Annotated in this window: 13 protein-coding genes; 4 read left to right on the forward strand and 9 right to left on the reverse strand. The window is 41.5% G+C overall.

Features of this window, described 5'->3' with window-relative positions; translation table 11 throughout:
* Positions 1-880 precede the first annotated feature (880 nt).
* The gene (locus tag K0I62_RS14470; protein ID WP_220068782.1) at positions 881-1,600 is read left to right on the forward strand and encodes a SapC family protein; all 720 of its coding nucleotides are present in this window, start codon (positions 881-883) and stop codon (positions 1,598-1,600) included.
* 212 nt (positions 1,601-1,812) lie between these two features.
* Here the strand turns inward: K0I62_RS14470 and K0I62_RS14475 are convergent, their stop codons facing one another.
* Together K0I62_RS14475 and K0I62_RS14480 are read right to left on the reverse strand one after the other, a co-directional pair.
* Positions 1,813-3,366 carry a tryptophan halogenase family protein gene (locus tag K0I62_RS14475; protein ID WP_220068783.1) on the reverse strand — a complete coding sequence of 518 codons (1,554 nt, stop codon included), beginning with the start codon at positions 3,364-3,366 and terminating at the stop codon, positions 1,813-1,815.
* A gap of 151 nt (positions 3,367-3,517) precedes the next feature.
* Positions 3,518-6,139, reverse strand: a complete 2,622-nt coding sequence (locus tag K0I62_RS14480) for a TonB-dependent receptor (protein ID WP_220071402.1) — start codon at positions 6,137-6,139, stop codon at positions 3,518-3,520.
* A 427-nt stretch (positions 6,140-6,566) separates the two neighbouring features.
* Here K0I62_RS14480 and K0I62_RS14485 point away from each other — a divergent pair, with 427 nt between their 5' ends.
* Positions 6,567-7,598 carry a LacI family DNA-binding transcriptional regulator gene (locus K0I62_RS14485; RefSeq protein WP_220068784.1) on the forward strand — a complete coding sequence of 344 codons (1,032 nt, stop codon included), beginning with the start codon at positions 6,567-6,569 and terminating at the stop codon, positions 7,596-7,598.
* Positions 7,599-7,666: 68 nt separating this feature from the next.
* Here K0I62_RS14485 and K0I62_RS14490 read toward each other — a convergent pair whose 3' ends face one another.
* Positions 7,667-8,005 carry a P-II family nitrogen regulator gene (locus K0I62_RS14490; protein WP_110456541.1) on the reverse strand — a complete coding sequence of 113 codons (339 nt, stop codon included), beginning with the start codon at positions 8,003-8,005 and terminating at the stop codon, positions 7,667-7,669.
* 247 nt (positions 8,006-8,252) lie between these two features.
* Between K0I62_RS14490 and K0I62_RS14495 the strand changes: the two genes are divergently transcribed.
* Together K0I62_RS14495 and K0I62_RS14500 are read left to right on the forward strand one after the other, a co-directional pair.
* A complete protein-coding gene (locus K0I62_RS14495) occupies positions 8,253-8,789 on the forward strand; it encodes a GspH/FimT family pseudopilin (protein WP_220068785.1) in 537 nt (178 codons plus the stop codon).
* Between the two features lie 167 nt (positions 8,790-8,956).
* On the forward strand, positions 8,957-9,445 hold the full coding sequence (locus K0I62_RS14500) for a GspH/FimT family pseudopilin (protein WP_220068786.1): 489 nt from the start codon (positions 8,957-8,959) through the stop codon (positions 9,443-9,445).
* A 125-nt stretch (positions 9,446-9,570) separates the two neighbouring features.
* Here K0I62_RS14500 and K0I62_RS14505 read toward each other — a convergent pair whose 3' ends face one another.
* From K0I62_RS14505 to pilV, 6 genes are read right to left on the reverse strand one after another with little or no spacing between them, the layout of a single operon-like run.
* The gene (locus tag K0I62_RS14505) at positions 9,571-9,870 is read right to left on the reverse strand and encodes a TapY2 family type IVa secretion system protein (protein WP_220068787.1); all 300 of its coding nucleotides are present in this window, start codon (positions 9,868-9,870) and stop codon (positions 9,571-9,573) included.
* Positions 9,867-10,256, reverse strand: a complete 390-nt coding sequence (locus K0I62_RS14510) for a type IV pilin protein (protein WP_220068788.1) — start codon at positions 10,254-10,256, stop codon at positions 9,867-9,869. Before K0I62_RS14510 ends, K0I62_RS14505 begins: the two co-directional genes overlap by 4 nt.
* A 2-nt stretch (positions 10,257-10,258) precedes the next feature.
* The gene (locus K0I62_RS14515; RefSeq protein ID WP_220068789.1) at positions 10,259-13,858 is read right to left on the reverse strand and encodes a pilus assembly protein; all 3,600 of its coding nucleotides are present in this window, start codon (positions 13,856-13,858) and stop codon (positions 10,259-10,261) included.
* A complete protein-coding gene (locus K0I62_RS14520) occupies positions 13,855-14,325 on the reverse strand; it encodes a pilus assembly PilX family protein (RefSeq protein WP_220071403.1) in 471 nt (156 codons plus the stop codon). The genes K0I62_RS14515 and K0I62_RS14520 overlap by 4 nt, the downstream gene beginning before the upstream one ends.
* Before the next feature lie 12 nt (positions 14,326-14,337).
* Positions 14,338-15,351 (reverse strand): PilW family protein, encoded by a 1,014-nt coding sequence (locus K0I62_RS14525; RefSeq protein ID WP_220068790.1) that lies wholly within the window; start codon positions 15,349-15,351, stop codon positions 14,338-14,340.
* The gene (pilV, locus tag K0I62_RS14530) at positions 15,352-15,885 is read right to left on the reverse strand and encodes a type IV pilus modification protein PilV (protein ID WP_220068791.1); all 534 of its coding nucleotides are present in this window, start codon (positions 15,883-15,885) and stop codon (positions 15,352-15,354) included. It abuts the gene before it with no gap.
* Positions 15,886-16,088 lie beyond the last annotated feature (203 nt).

Here is a 16,088-nt window from a genome sequence, read left to right on the forward strand (position 1 = left end):
GAGCAATGAGTACTGACTTTTTAGCCTGATATATCAAACCTATTAATAGTTAACGGCATAATAGTTAAGCACAAAAAATCAATGATATTCGTTACCTTAGCTTGCACCTTAGCTTGCGTAGTCAAGACGCTGATAAATATAAAGAAACTATCATCTGGGTAACCGCAATGACCAATAGCTTATAACCGCCCGTCGGCTTTCGCATAAAGGGACTTCTCAATACTGATCCAATGTGAAGGCTAGCGAGAGCTTGGTCGCTCTTCAGAAAAAAATACTGGGGGTTTTATCTATCAACTGATCGATAACCCCCAGCAATCTCTAGTATCTGGGAGAGACTATTGGAAATATCAAACACAATTACAGTTAATTAAACACGATAATTGCCAATCACATGAATTAGGAGACCTCTTCCTAATTCATGTAAACCTTACAAAACAGACGTGCCACACAAGCAAATGACAACGCTGTCATTCATAAATCTACACAAAACAAAACGAAATTTCTACATTTTTTTGACAAAAATAGAGAAAAGCTTCTCAACCTAAATATTTGTAGCTTGATTTAATAAGCTTAAACAGTAAACAATCACTCGTACAAACAACATTGATATGACAGCGCTATCAACAGTTGCTAACATCGAGTACTAATATCAAGTAAACAAGCCTTCTATTAATCATTGGATAACTGATGCTTTACGCTGGCATTTATAACGATATGCTAAGTATTTAGATAAAAAGTGCTTTGGCTTTAGACGAATAATCATGAAGATATAGGCCATGTATCGCAAAGTTGCTTATCAATTAAATATAATCTTGTTTGCTCGATATCATTCAAGGTCAACAACTAACACACTATTACCAGATAAATAAGGTTCACAATAATGACCCAAATAGTTCCTCTTTCATCGGAAAAACACCTAAACATAAAGTTAACCCACTCGAGTGACTATACCCGTTTTGCCAAAGAACACTTGATTCCTGTTTTAGCACGAGAGATCCCAAATTTAGCAGCTGAGTTTCCTATTGTTTTTGTAAAAAACACCGAGAATGGACAGTTTCTACCTGTGGCAATGATGGGCATAAAGCCTGACACTAACCTATATTGCCAATCGACTGAATGGAGCTCGCCAGTAACTCCGCTAGGGTTTAATAATGCGCCCCTCTCTATAGCGAAAACGCCCGAAAAAGATGACAAGGTGATTGTCTGTATTGACGAAGATAGCCCGATGATCTCCCAAGAAGCGGGTAGCCGACTATTTACAGATAGCGGGGAAAAAACCGAATATCTAACTGCGAGAACTAACTCACTGTTAGATGTTGCTGCGATGCACCAGCAAACTCAGGGAATGTGCCAGTATCTAGCACAGAAAAACCTGTTAAATCCTCAGCAACTTACCCTCAAACTTGATAATCAACAACAGAATATCAACATTAATGGTGTTTACGTTATCGATGACGACAGCTTTAATGCGATTAGTGACGAAGATTTCTTGGAGCTTAAAAATAAAGGCTTATTACCGATAATTTATGCCCACAGAGCATCACTAAACCAGCTTTCTCGACTCATCGCTAAACAAAATCAACACGATAGTAGCCAATAACAAACCTATAAACTCATCGCGGTTTTATTTGCTATTAAATAAAACCACCAAAAGGGTTACAGAGCTATTGTTCAGTGAAACTTAAATGGTTCACACTCTGCGGGCCTCTTTAAACAAAAGGGGCTCGTTTGAAAGGCTCTGGTTTAAGGAGTTCTGATTTGAAGTCCGCTAGTTTGCAGCCCCTAATTAACGACGTCCCCGCCCTTTTTATCTCAGGTTTTCTGTAATCCATAGCGAATGATTTTATCGAGCAATTGCCTATGCTGAGGTAACTCTTGAGTCAATGCATCTCCAACCTGTTTAATACGTTCACTATGTGCCTTCCATTGCCTCTTGTCTGTTGAAAGACTAGTTCTTAAAGAAGTACCGTAAGCCATACCGTAAAGCACATAGAGATAGTTATCTAAATCAAACACCTCAAACTTACTAAAGAAATCTTCCCTAATTGGGATATGGGTTTGCCAGAGTGTTAATCTTTTTATTAGCTCTGGCGGAATAGAACTGGGATCTCGATTATCAATCCAAAACGGCGAATCACTGCGATCTGATATGCAGTAGTGTAACTTAACAAACTCGACAACCCTTTCCCATGCATAGGTCATCACCTTATTAAACTGCGCAGACAGCAAATCAAGCTCATCTACGTCAGTCGGAAATCGACTCGCCAAATAGCCTGCAGCGAAATCGGTTAATAGGATAGAAGTCGCTTCCAGCGGCTCTAAAAAGCCTTGAGCCAAACCTAAAGACAAACAATTTTTATAAAAAAATTGCTTCCTATAACCCACTTTCATCGGTAATACACGATGCTGGTATTGGGCTAAATCCTCACCTAGATAATACTCCAACTTTTTAAGGGCGGTTTGTTCATTCATATACTTTGATGAATAAACAAAGCCTACGCCGCGCCGATTAGTTAAGGCAATATCCCAGATCCATCCAGCTTGGTGGGCCGTTGCAATGGTAAAAGGCGGAATAGGTGCATCTTCAGCAATAGGTACCTGAACGGCAACCGCCCTATCGACAAACAGCTCGTTAGATTTATCGACAAAAGGCACCTTTAGGGCCTTATCGATGAGTAGCGCTTCAAATCCACTACAGTCGATATAAAAATCAGCATATAACCTACCCTGACTATCGGTTTTAAGCGATTCAATATGGCCAGTTTCATTAAGCCTTACATCAACGACATTTGCGCTGATATGCTCCACATTGAAACGAGTTTTTGCGTTACTGGCTAACAGTAAAGCGAACTTTGCGGCATTAAGATGATAAGCGTAGCCAAGTGAGCCTTCATATTCAGCATGGGTTATCTGCTTAGGCGCTTTATAGGATTCACATACGGCATGTTGAGGCGAGACGAGCTCACCATAAAACTCACCAAAAGAGGGAGCACCATCAGAGCCGCTTCGCTCTCTTAACCAGTATTCAGTTAAATCCTCACCTAACGGACTTGGCATATCGAAGAGGTGATGATAAAAGTTCCCCTCACCATGACGATGTTTGTCCATCCAATTAACAAATTTAATCGACTGTTTAAATGTCACATCACAGCTTCTAATAAACTCGCTCTCGCTAATCCCAAATTGCTTTAAACTCTTACGAATAGCTGGGACTGTGCCTTCGCCGACGCCAATTGTTGGAATATCGGGTGACTCAATAAGGCTAATAGAGACGGTATCATTCCCCTCAAAGGCTTTGCCAATATGGTTTGCGGCGAGCCAACCAGCAGTACCGCCACCGACAATGATGATTTTTTTTATATCCATACTTAACCCAATCTAACCATGTAACCGAGAATATCAACAACAGCTATACCTTTTAGCTCTTTTATAAAAGAGCCCAGCGGATGCCGGGCTCTTAAGCTAATTTATAACTGAACTCTACTAGCAGCCTAGTGCTAGTAGAATTTGAGTGCTATTAAAATCTTAGCGCTACACCCACTTTGTATCTCGCTTCACCATCAAAGCTCCATACTGGGTAATCAGCCTTAAACTCAGAAATAACTTCAGCATCTAGCGGTGCGACACCAGTTTGAATACTGTCTTCTTCAGTCAAATTAACGGCTTCAAAAGTAATATCTAGCCAATCGGTCACACTGTAGTTCATGCTTAAATCCAGTGAACCGTAATCTTCGTGCTGACGGTTACCATAGAAGCCTGGAAGTTCACGCATCATATACTCGCTGCGCCAGTTATAGGCTAAACGGGCATTGAAGCTATCCATCTCATAGTAGCCCACTAAGTTAACCGTGTGCTTAGATGAATCAGAGAAGACACCAACCGAATCTGGATAGTTCTCGCTAGGCGAACCCGCATCAGCAAAGGTATAGTTAACAGAGTAACCTAAACCACTGTCGAACGAATCTTGAAGTTGTAGCTCAACCCCTTCAATACGTCCGCCGTTAGCATTGTATTTTTCACTTACCGTCCAGCAATCGTAAATGCCAACACCACAAGCACTTCCACCTTGCTCTATTAGGTTGTTGTCTTCAATACCGATCTGTTGATTTAGCTTTTGACGAGTAGTGATGAATGAGCTTACATCCTTAATGAAGTAAGTCACTGACGCTAAGCCTTCACCACCAAAGTACCACTCTAAGCTAACATCAGCCTGAGTCGCTTTAAACGGATCCAATGCAACTGAGCCGCGGTTAAGCTTCTCGTTACCAGGAGTACCATCATTTAAACCAGGAAGCGTTGACGTTGCAAATAACTCTGAATAGTTAGGACGTGATATAACCTGAGCTGCTGACGTACGCAAAATAAGATCTTGTGTTAGATCAAATGCCACGTTGATACTAGGTAACACATCGCTATAGCTAGACTTATCAGTGCTAAGGTCATCAGCAAATTGACCTGAATCACTCAGAGCATAGTAATCGGACTCAATATCGGTAGAGATGAAACGTAAACCAAAGTTACCTCGAATACCCTCGCCTTCGAAATTAGCCATTGCGTATGCCGCAAGGTTTTTCTCATTCAAGGTACCGTAACCCGATTTGTCACGAGTAAAGCCATCGACAGCCGCTTTCGCATCACGGATCATGGCATCGAAATTAGGTTTAGGTAATGTAAAACCAGCACCGGCAGACATAGTACCAGAGTAATATTCAGATGCATCCCTAGCAACGATATCACCAACAATAGCGGCATCCGTTTCTTGAGTTACATCGTGATCGGCGTAACGAACACCCGCTTTAATCGAAGTAATAGCCCCAAAATCAACAGGGAAAGTTAAATCAACTTGCGCATAAGTCTCTTCGTCTGTGTTTGGTTGCTGTTTAAGCGCCCAACCAGCAGTCTCAAGCTGACCATTAAAGTCATCAGCGTCGAAAGATTGCTTAGCAATATCGATTAAAATCTTTTCGCCGGTTGCATCATAGTGGCCAGCAAAATCACCAGGCTGACCGATAGAGTTACCGTAGTTAGACGTTAAACTAGTGCCGCCATCAGCACTGGTATTACCCACTCTGCCTTCTAGGGTGAAGTTATCGGCTTCATATTTAAAGTCAAAGTCGTAAGTGTCTGAAGACATTTCTGCTTCACGAGCCCACGTCTGTGCCCAAGCAAATCCGCCTTCTCCCGTATGAGTAATATCAGTACAAACACCTGCGGCGTTAGTCTGATTACAAGTACTGACCCCCTGCTGTGTTGGGAAAAGGAAAATAGAGGTGTTAGCGTTGTTTGCCTTAAGATCTAGGCTAGTCGCAGTTAAGCCAAACTCTAGATTATCGGTTGGACGATACTGTAGGGCAATGTTGTAAGCGGTACGCTCACGATCTTGTTGGAAAGTTGTTGGCACAATCTCGCCCCAACCGAGGAGCGTTTCAATACCGTTACGCTGATATTCGGTTTGAGAACCCGCTGCCGACACTAAAATACCAAAGTTTTCACTGTCATTTTTCCAGCTATATAAGCCGGAAAGCGCAGGATCCGTTGCTTCAGACACCGTACCGTAATCGCCTTTTGCACTAACAAAAACAGTATTAGCGTCTAAATCTAGCGGTTTACGAGTTTTAACGATAACCGTACCACCAATCCCACCTTCAGTGATATCAGCTTGAGAAGATTTATAAACCTCGATACCACTTACCATTTCAGGTGGTAATAAAGAGTAGTTAAAACTGCGGTCAATCGCCTGTTGATCAAACCACCCCGTTGACGCAACTGAGTGGCCATTAAGCAAAGTACGAGTCAACTGTGATGAAGCACCACGAATTGAAACCTGTTGACCTTGACCAAATTGACGGTTGACGGTCACACCAGGAATACGGGCCAAAGACTCACCCACATCACCGTCAGGAAACTTACCAATATCTTCAGCAGTAACTGCATCTACAACCGCATCTGAAAATCGTTTTGCGTTGATAGAAGCTTTCATTGATGCACGTAAACCACGTACTTCAATTTTTTCAATATTATCTGTATTGACAGCTTCTGCATCGGCTTCAGCCGCCATTGCAGAAACAGACAAAGCACCACTCATCAGTAATGCAATATTTGTAGCTAGTACACTTTTCTTAAAAGTAGATGGTCGCATCTCATTTCCCTTCCATAACTTTATTATCGTTTTATTTTCCATGCCCATTCCTTTAACTAGGAATGACAACGCTGTCATGTGAGGTTAAAGATTACACAACAATTAACAAATGCGCCACAACAAAATAACTTAAAGATGGACACCACCCGACTTAACGCCCGATAAATCATTAACCACAAACGAATAGCACAACCATAACTATTTGAAGTTAAATAATATAAACTCTAATATTTCGTTACCGTCACAAACGTAACTTGGTATGTCCAATGTGTGAAAATTAATTTGATGATTGCTTATTGAGTCAAAAGTTAGCAATATTGTCGTCAGGGGAAGTGTGATCTGCTGTTTATATATACAGCACATCGTTTGAATAAAATTAAATTCTGTAGTTTGCAACTGTGCGCCTACGACAACGAGTATCCGCTAGATGAAAGTAACCATTAATGATGTCGCAAAATATGCTGGGGTATCAATCAAAACCGTATCTAGGGTAACCAATAAAGAGCCCTCGGTCAGACAAGCCACTATCGACAAAGTCAATGAAGCAATTACGGCTTTAAACTACCAGCCCAATGTCGCAGCAAGAAATTTGGCTGGCACAAAATCTTATGTCATCGCGTTCGTTTACGATAACCCAAATGCTTACTATGTCATTGATATGCAGAACGGAATTTTGTCATCATGTAAACAAAGAGGCTATGAGCTTCTTATTCACCCTTGTGATGCCACATCAGATAACATCTGCCAAGAACTAACAGATATGGTTCGCCATGCAAGACTCTCAGGCTTAGTGTTAACACCACCTTTATCTGAAAACCCTAAAGTTTTAGACGCGTTAAACACTATAGGAGCTAATTACGTTAGGATTATTGCTGGCGAAGTTGCTGACAAGCATGGTGGATTGTCAGTGTTAGTGAACGATAAACATGGCGCGGTATCAATCACTCAACACTTAATCGACTTAGGCCATAAACGTATCGCCTTTATCAGTGGTGATCACCAACATGAATCAACCAAAGAACGTTTAGCCGGTTTTAAATTCGCCATGGAGAAAAATCATTTACCTATCGATGATAGTTATATCATCGATGGTCAATACTCTTTTGAGTCTGGAGTAGAAGGTGCTAAAACACTGCTAAATAACCCTTGTAAGCCAACTGCAATTGTTGCCTGTAACGATGAAATCGCCGCCGGCGCACTATTTGCGGCACGTTTAGAAGGTATTGCCATCCCTTCCGAGTTATCGATAGTAGGCTTCGAAGACAGTCCGTTTTCACGACAAACTTGGCCCAAACTAACCACAGTACATCAACCGAATGGCAAGATAGCACAAACTGCCACAGAGCTATTAATCGCGAATCAAACCAAAAGCGACAACATCTTACAAGATGAAGTTTTTGTTCCTGAGCCAGTGATCAGAGATTCATCTTCACGTCCACTCAAGTCTTCAACGCTATAATATTAAAAAGTAAAAGCCGTTAAATATAGTATTTAACGGCTTTCTATAAAACGAATTAACAAGCGCAATTAAACAGCTTCTTCGTTCTCTTCACCTGTTCGAATACGGATAACACGCTCAACCTCGGTGACAAATATTTTTCCGTCGCCGATCTTGCCTGTCCTTGCGGTATCAACAATAACCTCTATAGCCTGTTCCAATTGCTCATCTTGAATAACTAGCTCAATTTTAACCTTAGGAAGGAAATCGACCATATACTCGGCACCACGATAGAGCTCTGTATGACCTTTTTGACGACCAAAACCTTTGACTTCAGAAACAGTCATGCCGGTAATACCAATTTCTGCCAGAGATTCCCGCACATCATCTAACTTGAACGGCTTAATAATGGCCTCAACTTTCTTCATCAAACGCTCCCATTAAAATAACTCAACGACTAACCACCTGAAACAATAGCTTATCACGCCCCATAAATACACAGAAGCCGATTATATCAATATGCAAAAAGAAGCTGTATTCATAGAACGCAACAATATAAAAACCGCATCCAAGCACAAAGATAGCTAACTATACTGGTTAGTTGTGACGTTATATTTGTCTCAATTAGCCTGTGGCTGTGGAATACAGGCAAAATAAATGTTCAAGGAATGAACGATGAAAAATCAAAATGGATTTACCTGTGGATTTTCCTGTGGTTTTACCTTAATTGAGTTAATGGTGACGCTGTCGGTCGCTACTATACTCCTCTCCATAGCAGTACCCAACTTATCCAGCCTACATCAGGTATATCGCGCCGATGCAGCGATAAGAATCATCCAACAAACACTGCAGTTTGCTCGAAATGCCGCCATTAATTATGGTGTGCGGGTAACGGTATGCCCAGTCAAAGATAATCAATGCACTAATGATTGGCACTTAGGACTCAGTGTTTTTACTGACTCAGGTACCAGCAATCAGCTCGATGGTAATGACAAACTATTGATGCAAACAGCCTCATTCGATCGCGATGACTTCGTTTACTACAACCGCGCTGCGGCACGCTTTCAGCCTGATGGATTAGCATCAGGCACTAATGGCACATTGCGATACTGTCCAAGTTCAAAAACTAACCCCTATTCTAAAGCGGTAATAGTTAATCAAGCTGGAAGGGTAAGATTTTCAAAAGATACAAATATTAGCTGTGACGGGTAGAAGATAGTTTTATCCAATTAATATTTCGCAATAAAAGAGCAATATCAGTTTCTGCCAAATTCCTTTTTAATGCCAAACTATTGGCATTAAAAAGAATGAGTTATATATACTGAAATCCGCTTACATCTCGCTTATACTTACTCAAGGCTTCGCGAGGATTAATAAGCATGCGCAATCGTTCACAAGGATTTACACTAGTCGAGTTGATGGTCACCATTGCCGTAGCAGCCATTTTACTCACCATTGGTGTTCCCTCGCTAGTGTCTATGTATGAGGGATTTAGGACCAATAGCAACGTTGAAAAGATTCACAATGTTATGGCTTTTGCGCGCAACCAAGCCATTAGCTACGGTGCAACCGTTAATGTCTGTCCATTCGCTAGTGTAAGCACTTGCGGCACTAGTGCAGACTGGAGTGGTGGAATACGGGTATATATTAACTCGGCAGGAACAGACAAAGAATTAAGAGCTATAGACAGCTTTCACAGCAATGACAAAGTTAAGGGACCCTCAGGTACCATCACCTTCTCCCCTGAGGGATTATCATCTGGCGGAACTCTTATCTACTGTCCTGGCGGAAAAACAGCTGAGTCTCAAAGCGTTGATATTACTACTAGCGGAAAAATCTCCTATGGCAACGATGGCAACTCTTGCTAACCACACTTAACACATCATATTACGCCCTGAGCATTATACTCCTGAGTCCTATACTCCTGCCCCCTATATGACAAAAGCCCTGCATCGCAGGGCTTTTAGTTAGCTTTATAACACAGCTCAAATCGTTATCTTAATGTCTGCTTATCTTTAGCTTTAGCTTCTTTACTACTAAACTCTTGGCTCAGAGGAACGCACTCCTCCACTTCCTTAATGAAGTACTTCTTGCCCTTTTTATCCGTTAACTGCTTTCCGGGTAAACTAGCGGCCCTTAAACGAACATCTTTTTCATCCCAGCGATAAAAAACGACTTGATCGCCTTTCTTAGCACTATTGATAAAGCACTTATAATCCTGCTTGGCAGCCACTGCCGACGTAGTCACGCCATATAAAACTAAGCAAGATAAAGCTCCTATAAATTTCATCATTTCCAACACTCCGTAGAGGGGCCTTTAACCCCCGCAGATGTCATAGTGATTGTCGTACATGTCGAATCACGGGCAGCTTGACTGCCTTGAGCTGTAGCTGTAATGGTAAAAGAGCTCGTTCCAGCCGAAGCCACACTGTAATGACCATGTTCAGTAACAAAGGGATTTGCAAGCCCGAGTTTAGCCATGTCGGTCGCATAAGCACGATTATCTAAATAGTACTGCTCTTGTAAATTAGCCACTCTCATCACTGCTGCAACCCCTTCAGAGCGAGCACTCTTAGTTATGTAGTCGATATAAGATGGATAGGCAATCGAAGCTAGGATCCCAACGATTGCCACCGTGATCATCAACTCAATTAAGGTAAAGCCTTTTACTTTTTGCATTACTAATTAATCTCATTCTGATGATAATAAAGCTTATTTGTATTTAAACAGGCATCAAGGTTAATTGTTCCTGTACAATTAAATCCATTCTCATCACAAGTACCTTTACCAATGATCAACCTGATCTGGCTTTCACAATCAGCCTCAGGCTCAGGCTCAGGCTCAGGCTCAGGAGGATTACACCCCTCACCTTCACAAGGTGGACAATCCTCTCCCTCGCAAGGAATATACTTATCTACTGGTGGGGTAATAATCTTAGGCGGCTGTGGAATACAATTATCACATACGTCAATAACATACTCTTCAGAATAACGAGCCCCTTTATGCAAATCTAATGTATACAATCTACCAACAGAAGAAACGGTACACACATCTTGATCAGCCGCTGGTTGAGTGGGAATAAAGGACGTAAAATACACTTTCCCTCTGATAATGACTGACGGCGATAAACTTTTTTCTCCCGCTACAGGAAAGTCATAATACCAACCTTTCTTAGTACCAAATTCGATATTTTCAGCCTCCGTAATCGGTGACGCTGATGTCACATCATAGAGGTTTGAAAACGTAATCGCTTCAGGTACGGCAGAACCTCCAGAACCAAACTGTTGAGTAATAACATTCCTATCTTGTAAAACAAAAAACATATCATTAGTTACTCGATCCAACGGTTCAGCCCTATTACCTGTACCTAAAGTCACAGCATCATAAGGAACATTTTGATAAGCGACAGTGGTAGTCGTACCTGACGCATCAGTAACAGTGACTTTGGTTGTGTTAGTAAAATAGGTTTGGGCAACTGTTGGCTCATAAAAGAAACGACGATCGTTACTTAATGTCCCCCCAAAATCAGCGAACTTAAATCCGCTCCAAGTAGTCTTATCATCAAAAGGCATGTCCATTCGCCAAACTTTACCGCCTAAATCTGACGCATACAATCTATCTGTATAACCGTCACTATTGCTATCCAGCGTCGCTATAGAACCAACGATTGAATCTTCTATACCTGCCAATATGGTATTACCGCTCGCTCCAAATTTATGCACTAATGAGCCTGTCTCTGCGTCCACAATAAAAACAGCACGTCCATCGGAGTTTTTTCCCGTACCGGAGTCATAACCATGATTGTAACCTCCGCCGAAAATCACTACTGGTTTATCAGAACCAGGGACTTTAGTAACTACAGGGGTTGACCAAGTTTGCCCTAAATCAGTGAAACCATCGGTACTATTGGACACTTTCCACAATAATTTGGGTTTGGCAGAAGGATCTGTCACATCAAACGCAAAGTATGTTTCGCCGCCCCTTCGCATACCAATAAATAACCACGCTTTAGTTATAGAACCACTAGCACTTCTCTCTAAATAGGCAACCGGTGAGCCATCTAAACCATAAACACTATGCCCTAGGGCATAATTATTTCCTCTAAGAGTCGTCACATTGGGCAGTAGTTGGTAAGGCATAAATGCCCAACTTTCAGAAACTGACGTACCTGTATCTTTGAAAGCATGAAGCATCCCATGATTTGTTCCAAAAAATATAATCACATTGGAACCGTCGCCACCATAGTCTATCGCAAGCGGTTGCGAATGCAGAGGGTCCCCAACTATATCGCCTCGAACACCGGAAAAGTCCTCAGATGTGAACTCCCCATCATCAGCTTTATCAACATTGTTACCTTTAATCCACTCAAACGCTTTACTTAACTCAGCAGTCGAATCTGGCAATGACATGTATGTTGCTAAAGAGCTCGTTCCTCCGGCATATGATGCCGCATTAGCCACAGATAAAGTAGTAACTGAGCCACCTGAACCTATATCGCTATATAAGTTACGTTCGTCAGGAGAAATCGTTCTAGCAGCCCCCCCAAGAATAACATCATTGCCATCAGGCGAGCCTGAACAATTACTCCAAAAACTACAAGCCGTTTCGGAAATACCTCCAGAGCTATCAATAGCAGGTTTCCCTGTAGCATCCACAAGAGTTCCACTTGAATTTACTTTTAGCTTCTTGAGGTTACCTGCCCATTTTGGACTTTGAGAAGGGCGAAAGAGTGCGTAATATGCAGAGTCTAGTGTTCTTGTAGGATCTGCATTACTAAAAGCGACTCCGGGAGCAGAAAAACGCTGACCGGTCTTGGTTATTTCATCAACTATATTACTAATTTTTTCTTGTAACTGAGCGGTATCATTAGCGGCAAAGTACTTACCACCACCACGTCTAGCTGTTTCAATCAATAATGGCTCAGCTTCAGACCCCTCCGCTAAACTAAAACCAATTGAATGAGTAATAACTCGTTGAAAATTCTCTACATTAGGCATTATATCATTATTATACATATATCCAGCTAATGCAGGTAAATAGCTAGACCTATTCCTAACGGTGTCATATTCATATGGTGCATCATTTAACGTTTTTATAAAATCATCGGCACTAGTGTCAACTGTTGGCGCACCATCTGTGATATAAATAACGTACGCAATTTTATCACACTCAGATAATGGGGATTTATAAGTGGTGCCACCATTAGCTTCAATACTTGAATCATAGGGCGGTCTGTTAGACCGATACCAATTCGAATAGTTACTATCAGAATGACCAAAAGTAATACTTCCACCGCTAAAGTATCTATAAGCTTCAAATAACGTTTCACACAAAGGAGTATTTGTCTCAGCAGGAATATTCTCTACAGTACTAATTAATAGGTCCTTTTCTGCACTGGTTCTTTGCTTAATGCCCGCGACAATACGCCCGCCATCTCGATCACCTTCTTCAGGATAGTTTAAATTAAAAAGAGCCAAACCAAAATCGACCGATGGGATAGAACTAATTACACCTGTAATTGCACTCTGCGCCATTTCTAGCCGAGTTGGTGGAGTTTCGTCTGGTGGTAACAAACCACCTTTATACAGTGTGTACCAACGCAGATAATTATCAGTATATAGAGTCACTAACTCACCAGCTCCGAAGCCAATAGCTTTAGCTGTATCTTGCGCAGTAGAGTCTGTAGCACCATAGGGAATATAAGTATTACCAGATTTAACACTATCCTGGGGGTAACCAGGCTCATACCCAGTTAAAGCTTTATTATTATCAGCTGTACCCGCTTCGATATCTTCACCACAATCAACTGGATTGTTCTTTTCAGCACCGCTATTTTCTTTAATCTGCTGCCATGTTCCTTTACCATTACCTGTAAACTTAAATTCTCGAATATAGCCTGTAAAACGTCCATATTTATCCAATGCTTCTTTTGCCGTAGCACATCCATTGATTAATTCATTAAATCGCCGAGATTCAGAAGGACTATCAGGTACAGGTAATGAAGACTCATCCATACCCGTGCCAACAGTAAAATAGATCATTCGACCTTGATACGAATTGGAGCTACCAACAGCAGGGTAAGGAATATCTGGATCATACCCCTTTTGCCCCCCTTCAACCTCTGCATCCATACTGCCAGAGTTGTCAAATATGATTAAAACTTTACTACGGTTTTGAGTTAACTCTGGATTTAAATACAAATCAGTATCGTCAGCCTGTGATTGCGCTGACATTGTCAATGCAGCGACAAAGCTTGCACATAAGAATTGATTAAACTTCATATTCCACTCCCACTGAGCACTTCCTGCTCAATACCCGTAACGACAGTCAGCTGACCTAAATTATCCCTGCCAAAACTCACCTGGCTGGATATTTCGACACGTCGACATTGAAATAAACCTGTGCTACTAGCTGCTCCAGTGCGCTGACAAGCCACATTTTTAGGCTCAACCTTAAGACCACCAGCCCCATCATCGACTAAAGGAAGAGGGGTTAGTACTTGTGTCCCCCCCAAATAAGCATTGTCATTATCAATATTGGACATGCTTGCTAAAAATGCTGGAGTCTTATTTAACAAGACGGCAGCAATACCACCATCAGCCAATGCCTTGGCTTCAATACGTTCAGCTCCGGCCCCTGCCATTCTTAATGATTGAGTAGAATTTACGGCTAAAGCAACACCTATAACTGTCATAATGATGAGAACAATTAACGAAAAAAACAGCACCATACCTTCTTGCTTTTTGATTTGCACCATCATTTAGCTCCCTATAAGCATTGGGTTCTCTAAAATTACGGATGTTGACATAACCTTACGTCTATAATGGTCTTTAGGTGCGACTATCGTTTTATCTCCTAACTGATATTCAACATCATTGGTGTAAGTAACGTCTTCTTGCAGCGACCTAACCAACACATATATTTTTACAGCAACCAAACGGGGTAGTGTAAGTGATATTGCATTTGTATTGGGACTCATTAATGCAGACTCCCACATTGAATTTGAAACGTTAGAAACAGATCTATATATATCCACAACACCATCAGCATCATCATCAAACCCATATAACACTCGAATATTTTCTATTCCTTCGACTAGCTGCTCCTCGTTATTCATACCATTAGTTACCGTCAGCGTACGTCGTCTCAAAACCGGTACCTCGCCGTCATTTTTAATAAAATAAATATGATGCAGATACTCCCAAATTCGACTATTTTCAAGAACAGGCAAAGATTGCCCACCAGTAAAAAAAATTGCTTCATTAGATGCGGTTGCGACATAGTGACGTGAAGTATTAAGCGGTAAAGGGGCCCCGGGCCCCAAGAGTCTTTTAAGTTGAATGACATCGGTATTTGCTCGCACCCCAGTCAAACAATTTATTCCTACTCCACTGCCCCCAGCTTCATAACCCCAAACGCGCCTAAATTGGAGCCCAGAAGTATTTGGAAGTGTCGCATTATTAGCTCCTCCACCGAAACAATCATTGGGTACTGCCGCCGACATAACATTAGGGTTCGTTGGATCTATATCAGTCCCAGTATAATCACCAAAAAAACCCAGTTGGCTTATATCACGCTCCATAATAGCCAATGCAATCCGACCGTTTTCTTGTAATTGATTAAACTGGCTGGTTGTCGTCACATTAGATGACGACATACTGAACATGGTAAACACACCTGCAGTTAAAAACAGGCCTATCACCATAGCGACCATTAACTCAACCAGAGACATACCTGTCTGATATAATTTCAGATTTTTGGTTATATTTTTCATCTAAATAATCACTGTTTGAATGGAAAATATGCGGCGATTCTCTTTACTTGCAGCACAAGGTGTCGAGGTATCAACGATGGGAGAACCTGCATCAATTTTAGTCTCTCTAATACCTCGCCATGCGAGAACAACTGTTACTGTATTAGCATTAACCTCAATACAGGCCGTTGGCGTATCTAACCCACCAACATTTTGTGTATCTACAGTCTCGTCAGCTCCCGTGAATGACGATTGCCACTCATAAATGTCCCTCAACTGCATCTGAGATGGTGTACAAACCGCTGCATTACAAGCCGTTGCGGAGGAAGGTGTTCCACTGTAAGTGCCTGCGTAGTTTGTTAACTGAGAGGGGTTCAACTTCATCCTATTAATAATATCATTGGCATAATATGAAGCCTGGGTTTGCTGAAAAGACTCGAAGCTGCCTCGCTTGGCAACGATGTGAAGGTTAAATATCCCTATTAATCCAATCACCATGATCACCAGCGATACCATCACCTCTATTAAAGTGAACCCTTGCTCACGCTTTACCATGGCGTCAAATCTCCGATACACGTCATACTTTTGACAGCTTTTTCAGTCATTTAGTCTTTTAAAATCTGAAAGTTAACATAACACTAAACTATACTAGTTAATCATAGTTTAGTCGAATGTTACTCGCTAGTAACATTCGAGTCTAAAAATATAACTCCATATACCTTGGCTATATTTTAGACATAAAAAAAGGAGGCTAAGCC

Source organism: Shewanella psychrotolerans (assembly GCF_019457595.1).
GTDB lineage: Bacteria > Pseudomonadota > Gammaproteobacteria > Enterobacterales > Shewanellaceae > Shewanella > Shewanella psychrotolerans.

Excerpts from the sequence above, each read along its gene's own strand:
- K0I62_RS14495 (WP_220068785.1), top strand. The coding sequence starts at position 8,253 with ATGAAAAATCAAAATGGATTTACCTGTGGATTTTCCTGTGGTTTTACC.
- K0I62_RS14510 (WP_220068788.1), bottom strand. The coding sequence starts at position 10,256 with ATGCAAAAAGTAAAAGGCTTTACCTTAATTGAGTTGATGATCACGGTG.
- K0I62_RS14485 (WP_220068784.1), top strand. The coding sequence starts at position 6,567 with ATGAAAGTAACCATTAATGATGTCGCAAAATATGCTGGGGTATCAATC.
- pilV (WP_220068791.1), bottom strand. The coding sequence starts at position 15,885 with ATGGTAAAGCGTGAGCAAGGGTTCACTTTAATAGAGGTGATGGTATCG.
- K0I62_RS14475 (WP_220068783.1), bottom strand. The coding sequence starts at position 3,366 with ATGGATATAAAAAAAATCATCATTGTCGGTGGCGGTACTGCTGGTTGG.
- K0I62_RS14480 (WP_220071402.1), bottom strand. The coding sequence starts at position 6,139 with ATGCGACCATCTACTTTTAAGAAAAGTGTACTAGCTACAAATATTGCA.
- K0I62_RS14515 (WP_220068789.1), bottom strand. The coding sequence starts at position 13,858 with ATGAAGTTTAATCAATTCTTATGTGCAAGCTTTGTCGCTGCATTGACA.
- K0I62_RS14525 (WP_220068790.1), bottom strand. The coding sequence starts at position 15,351 with ATGAAAAATATAACCAAAAATCTGAAATTATATCAGACAGGTATGTCT.
- K0I62_RS14505 (WP_220068787.1), bottom strand. The coding sequence starts at position 9,870 with ATGATGAAATTTATAGGAGCTTTATCTTGCTTAGTTTTATATGGCGTG.
- K0I62_RS14470 (WP_220068782.1), top strand. The coding sequence starts at position 881 with ATGACCCAAATAGTTCCTCTTTCATCGGAAAAACACCTAAACATAAAG.
- K0I62_RS14490 (WP_110456541.1), bottom strand. The coding sequence starts at position 8,005 with ATGAAGAAAGTTGAGGCCATTATTAAGCCGTTCAAGTTAGATGATGTG.
- K0I62_RS14500 (WP_220068786.1), top strand. The coding sequence starts at position 8,957 with ATGCGCAATCGTTCACAAGGATTTACACTAGTCGAGTTGATGGTCACC.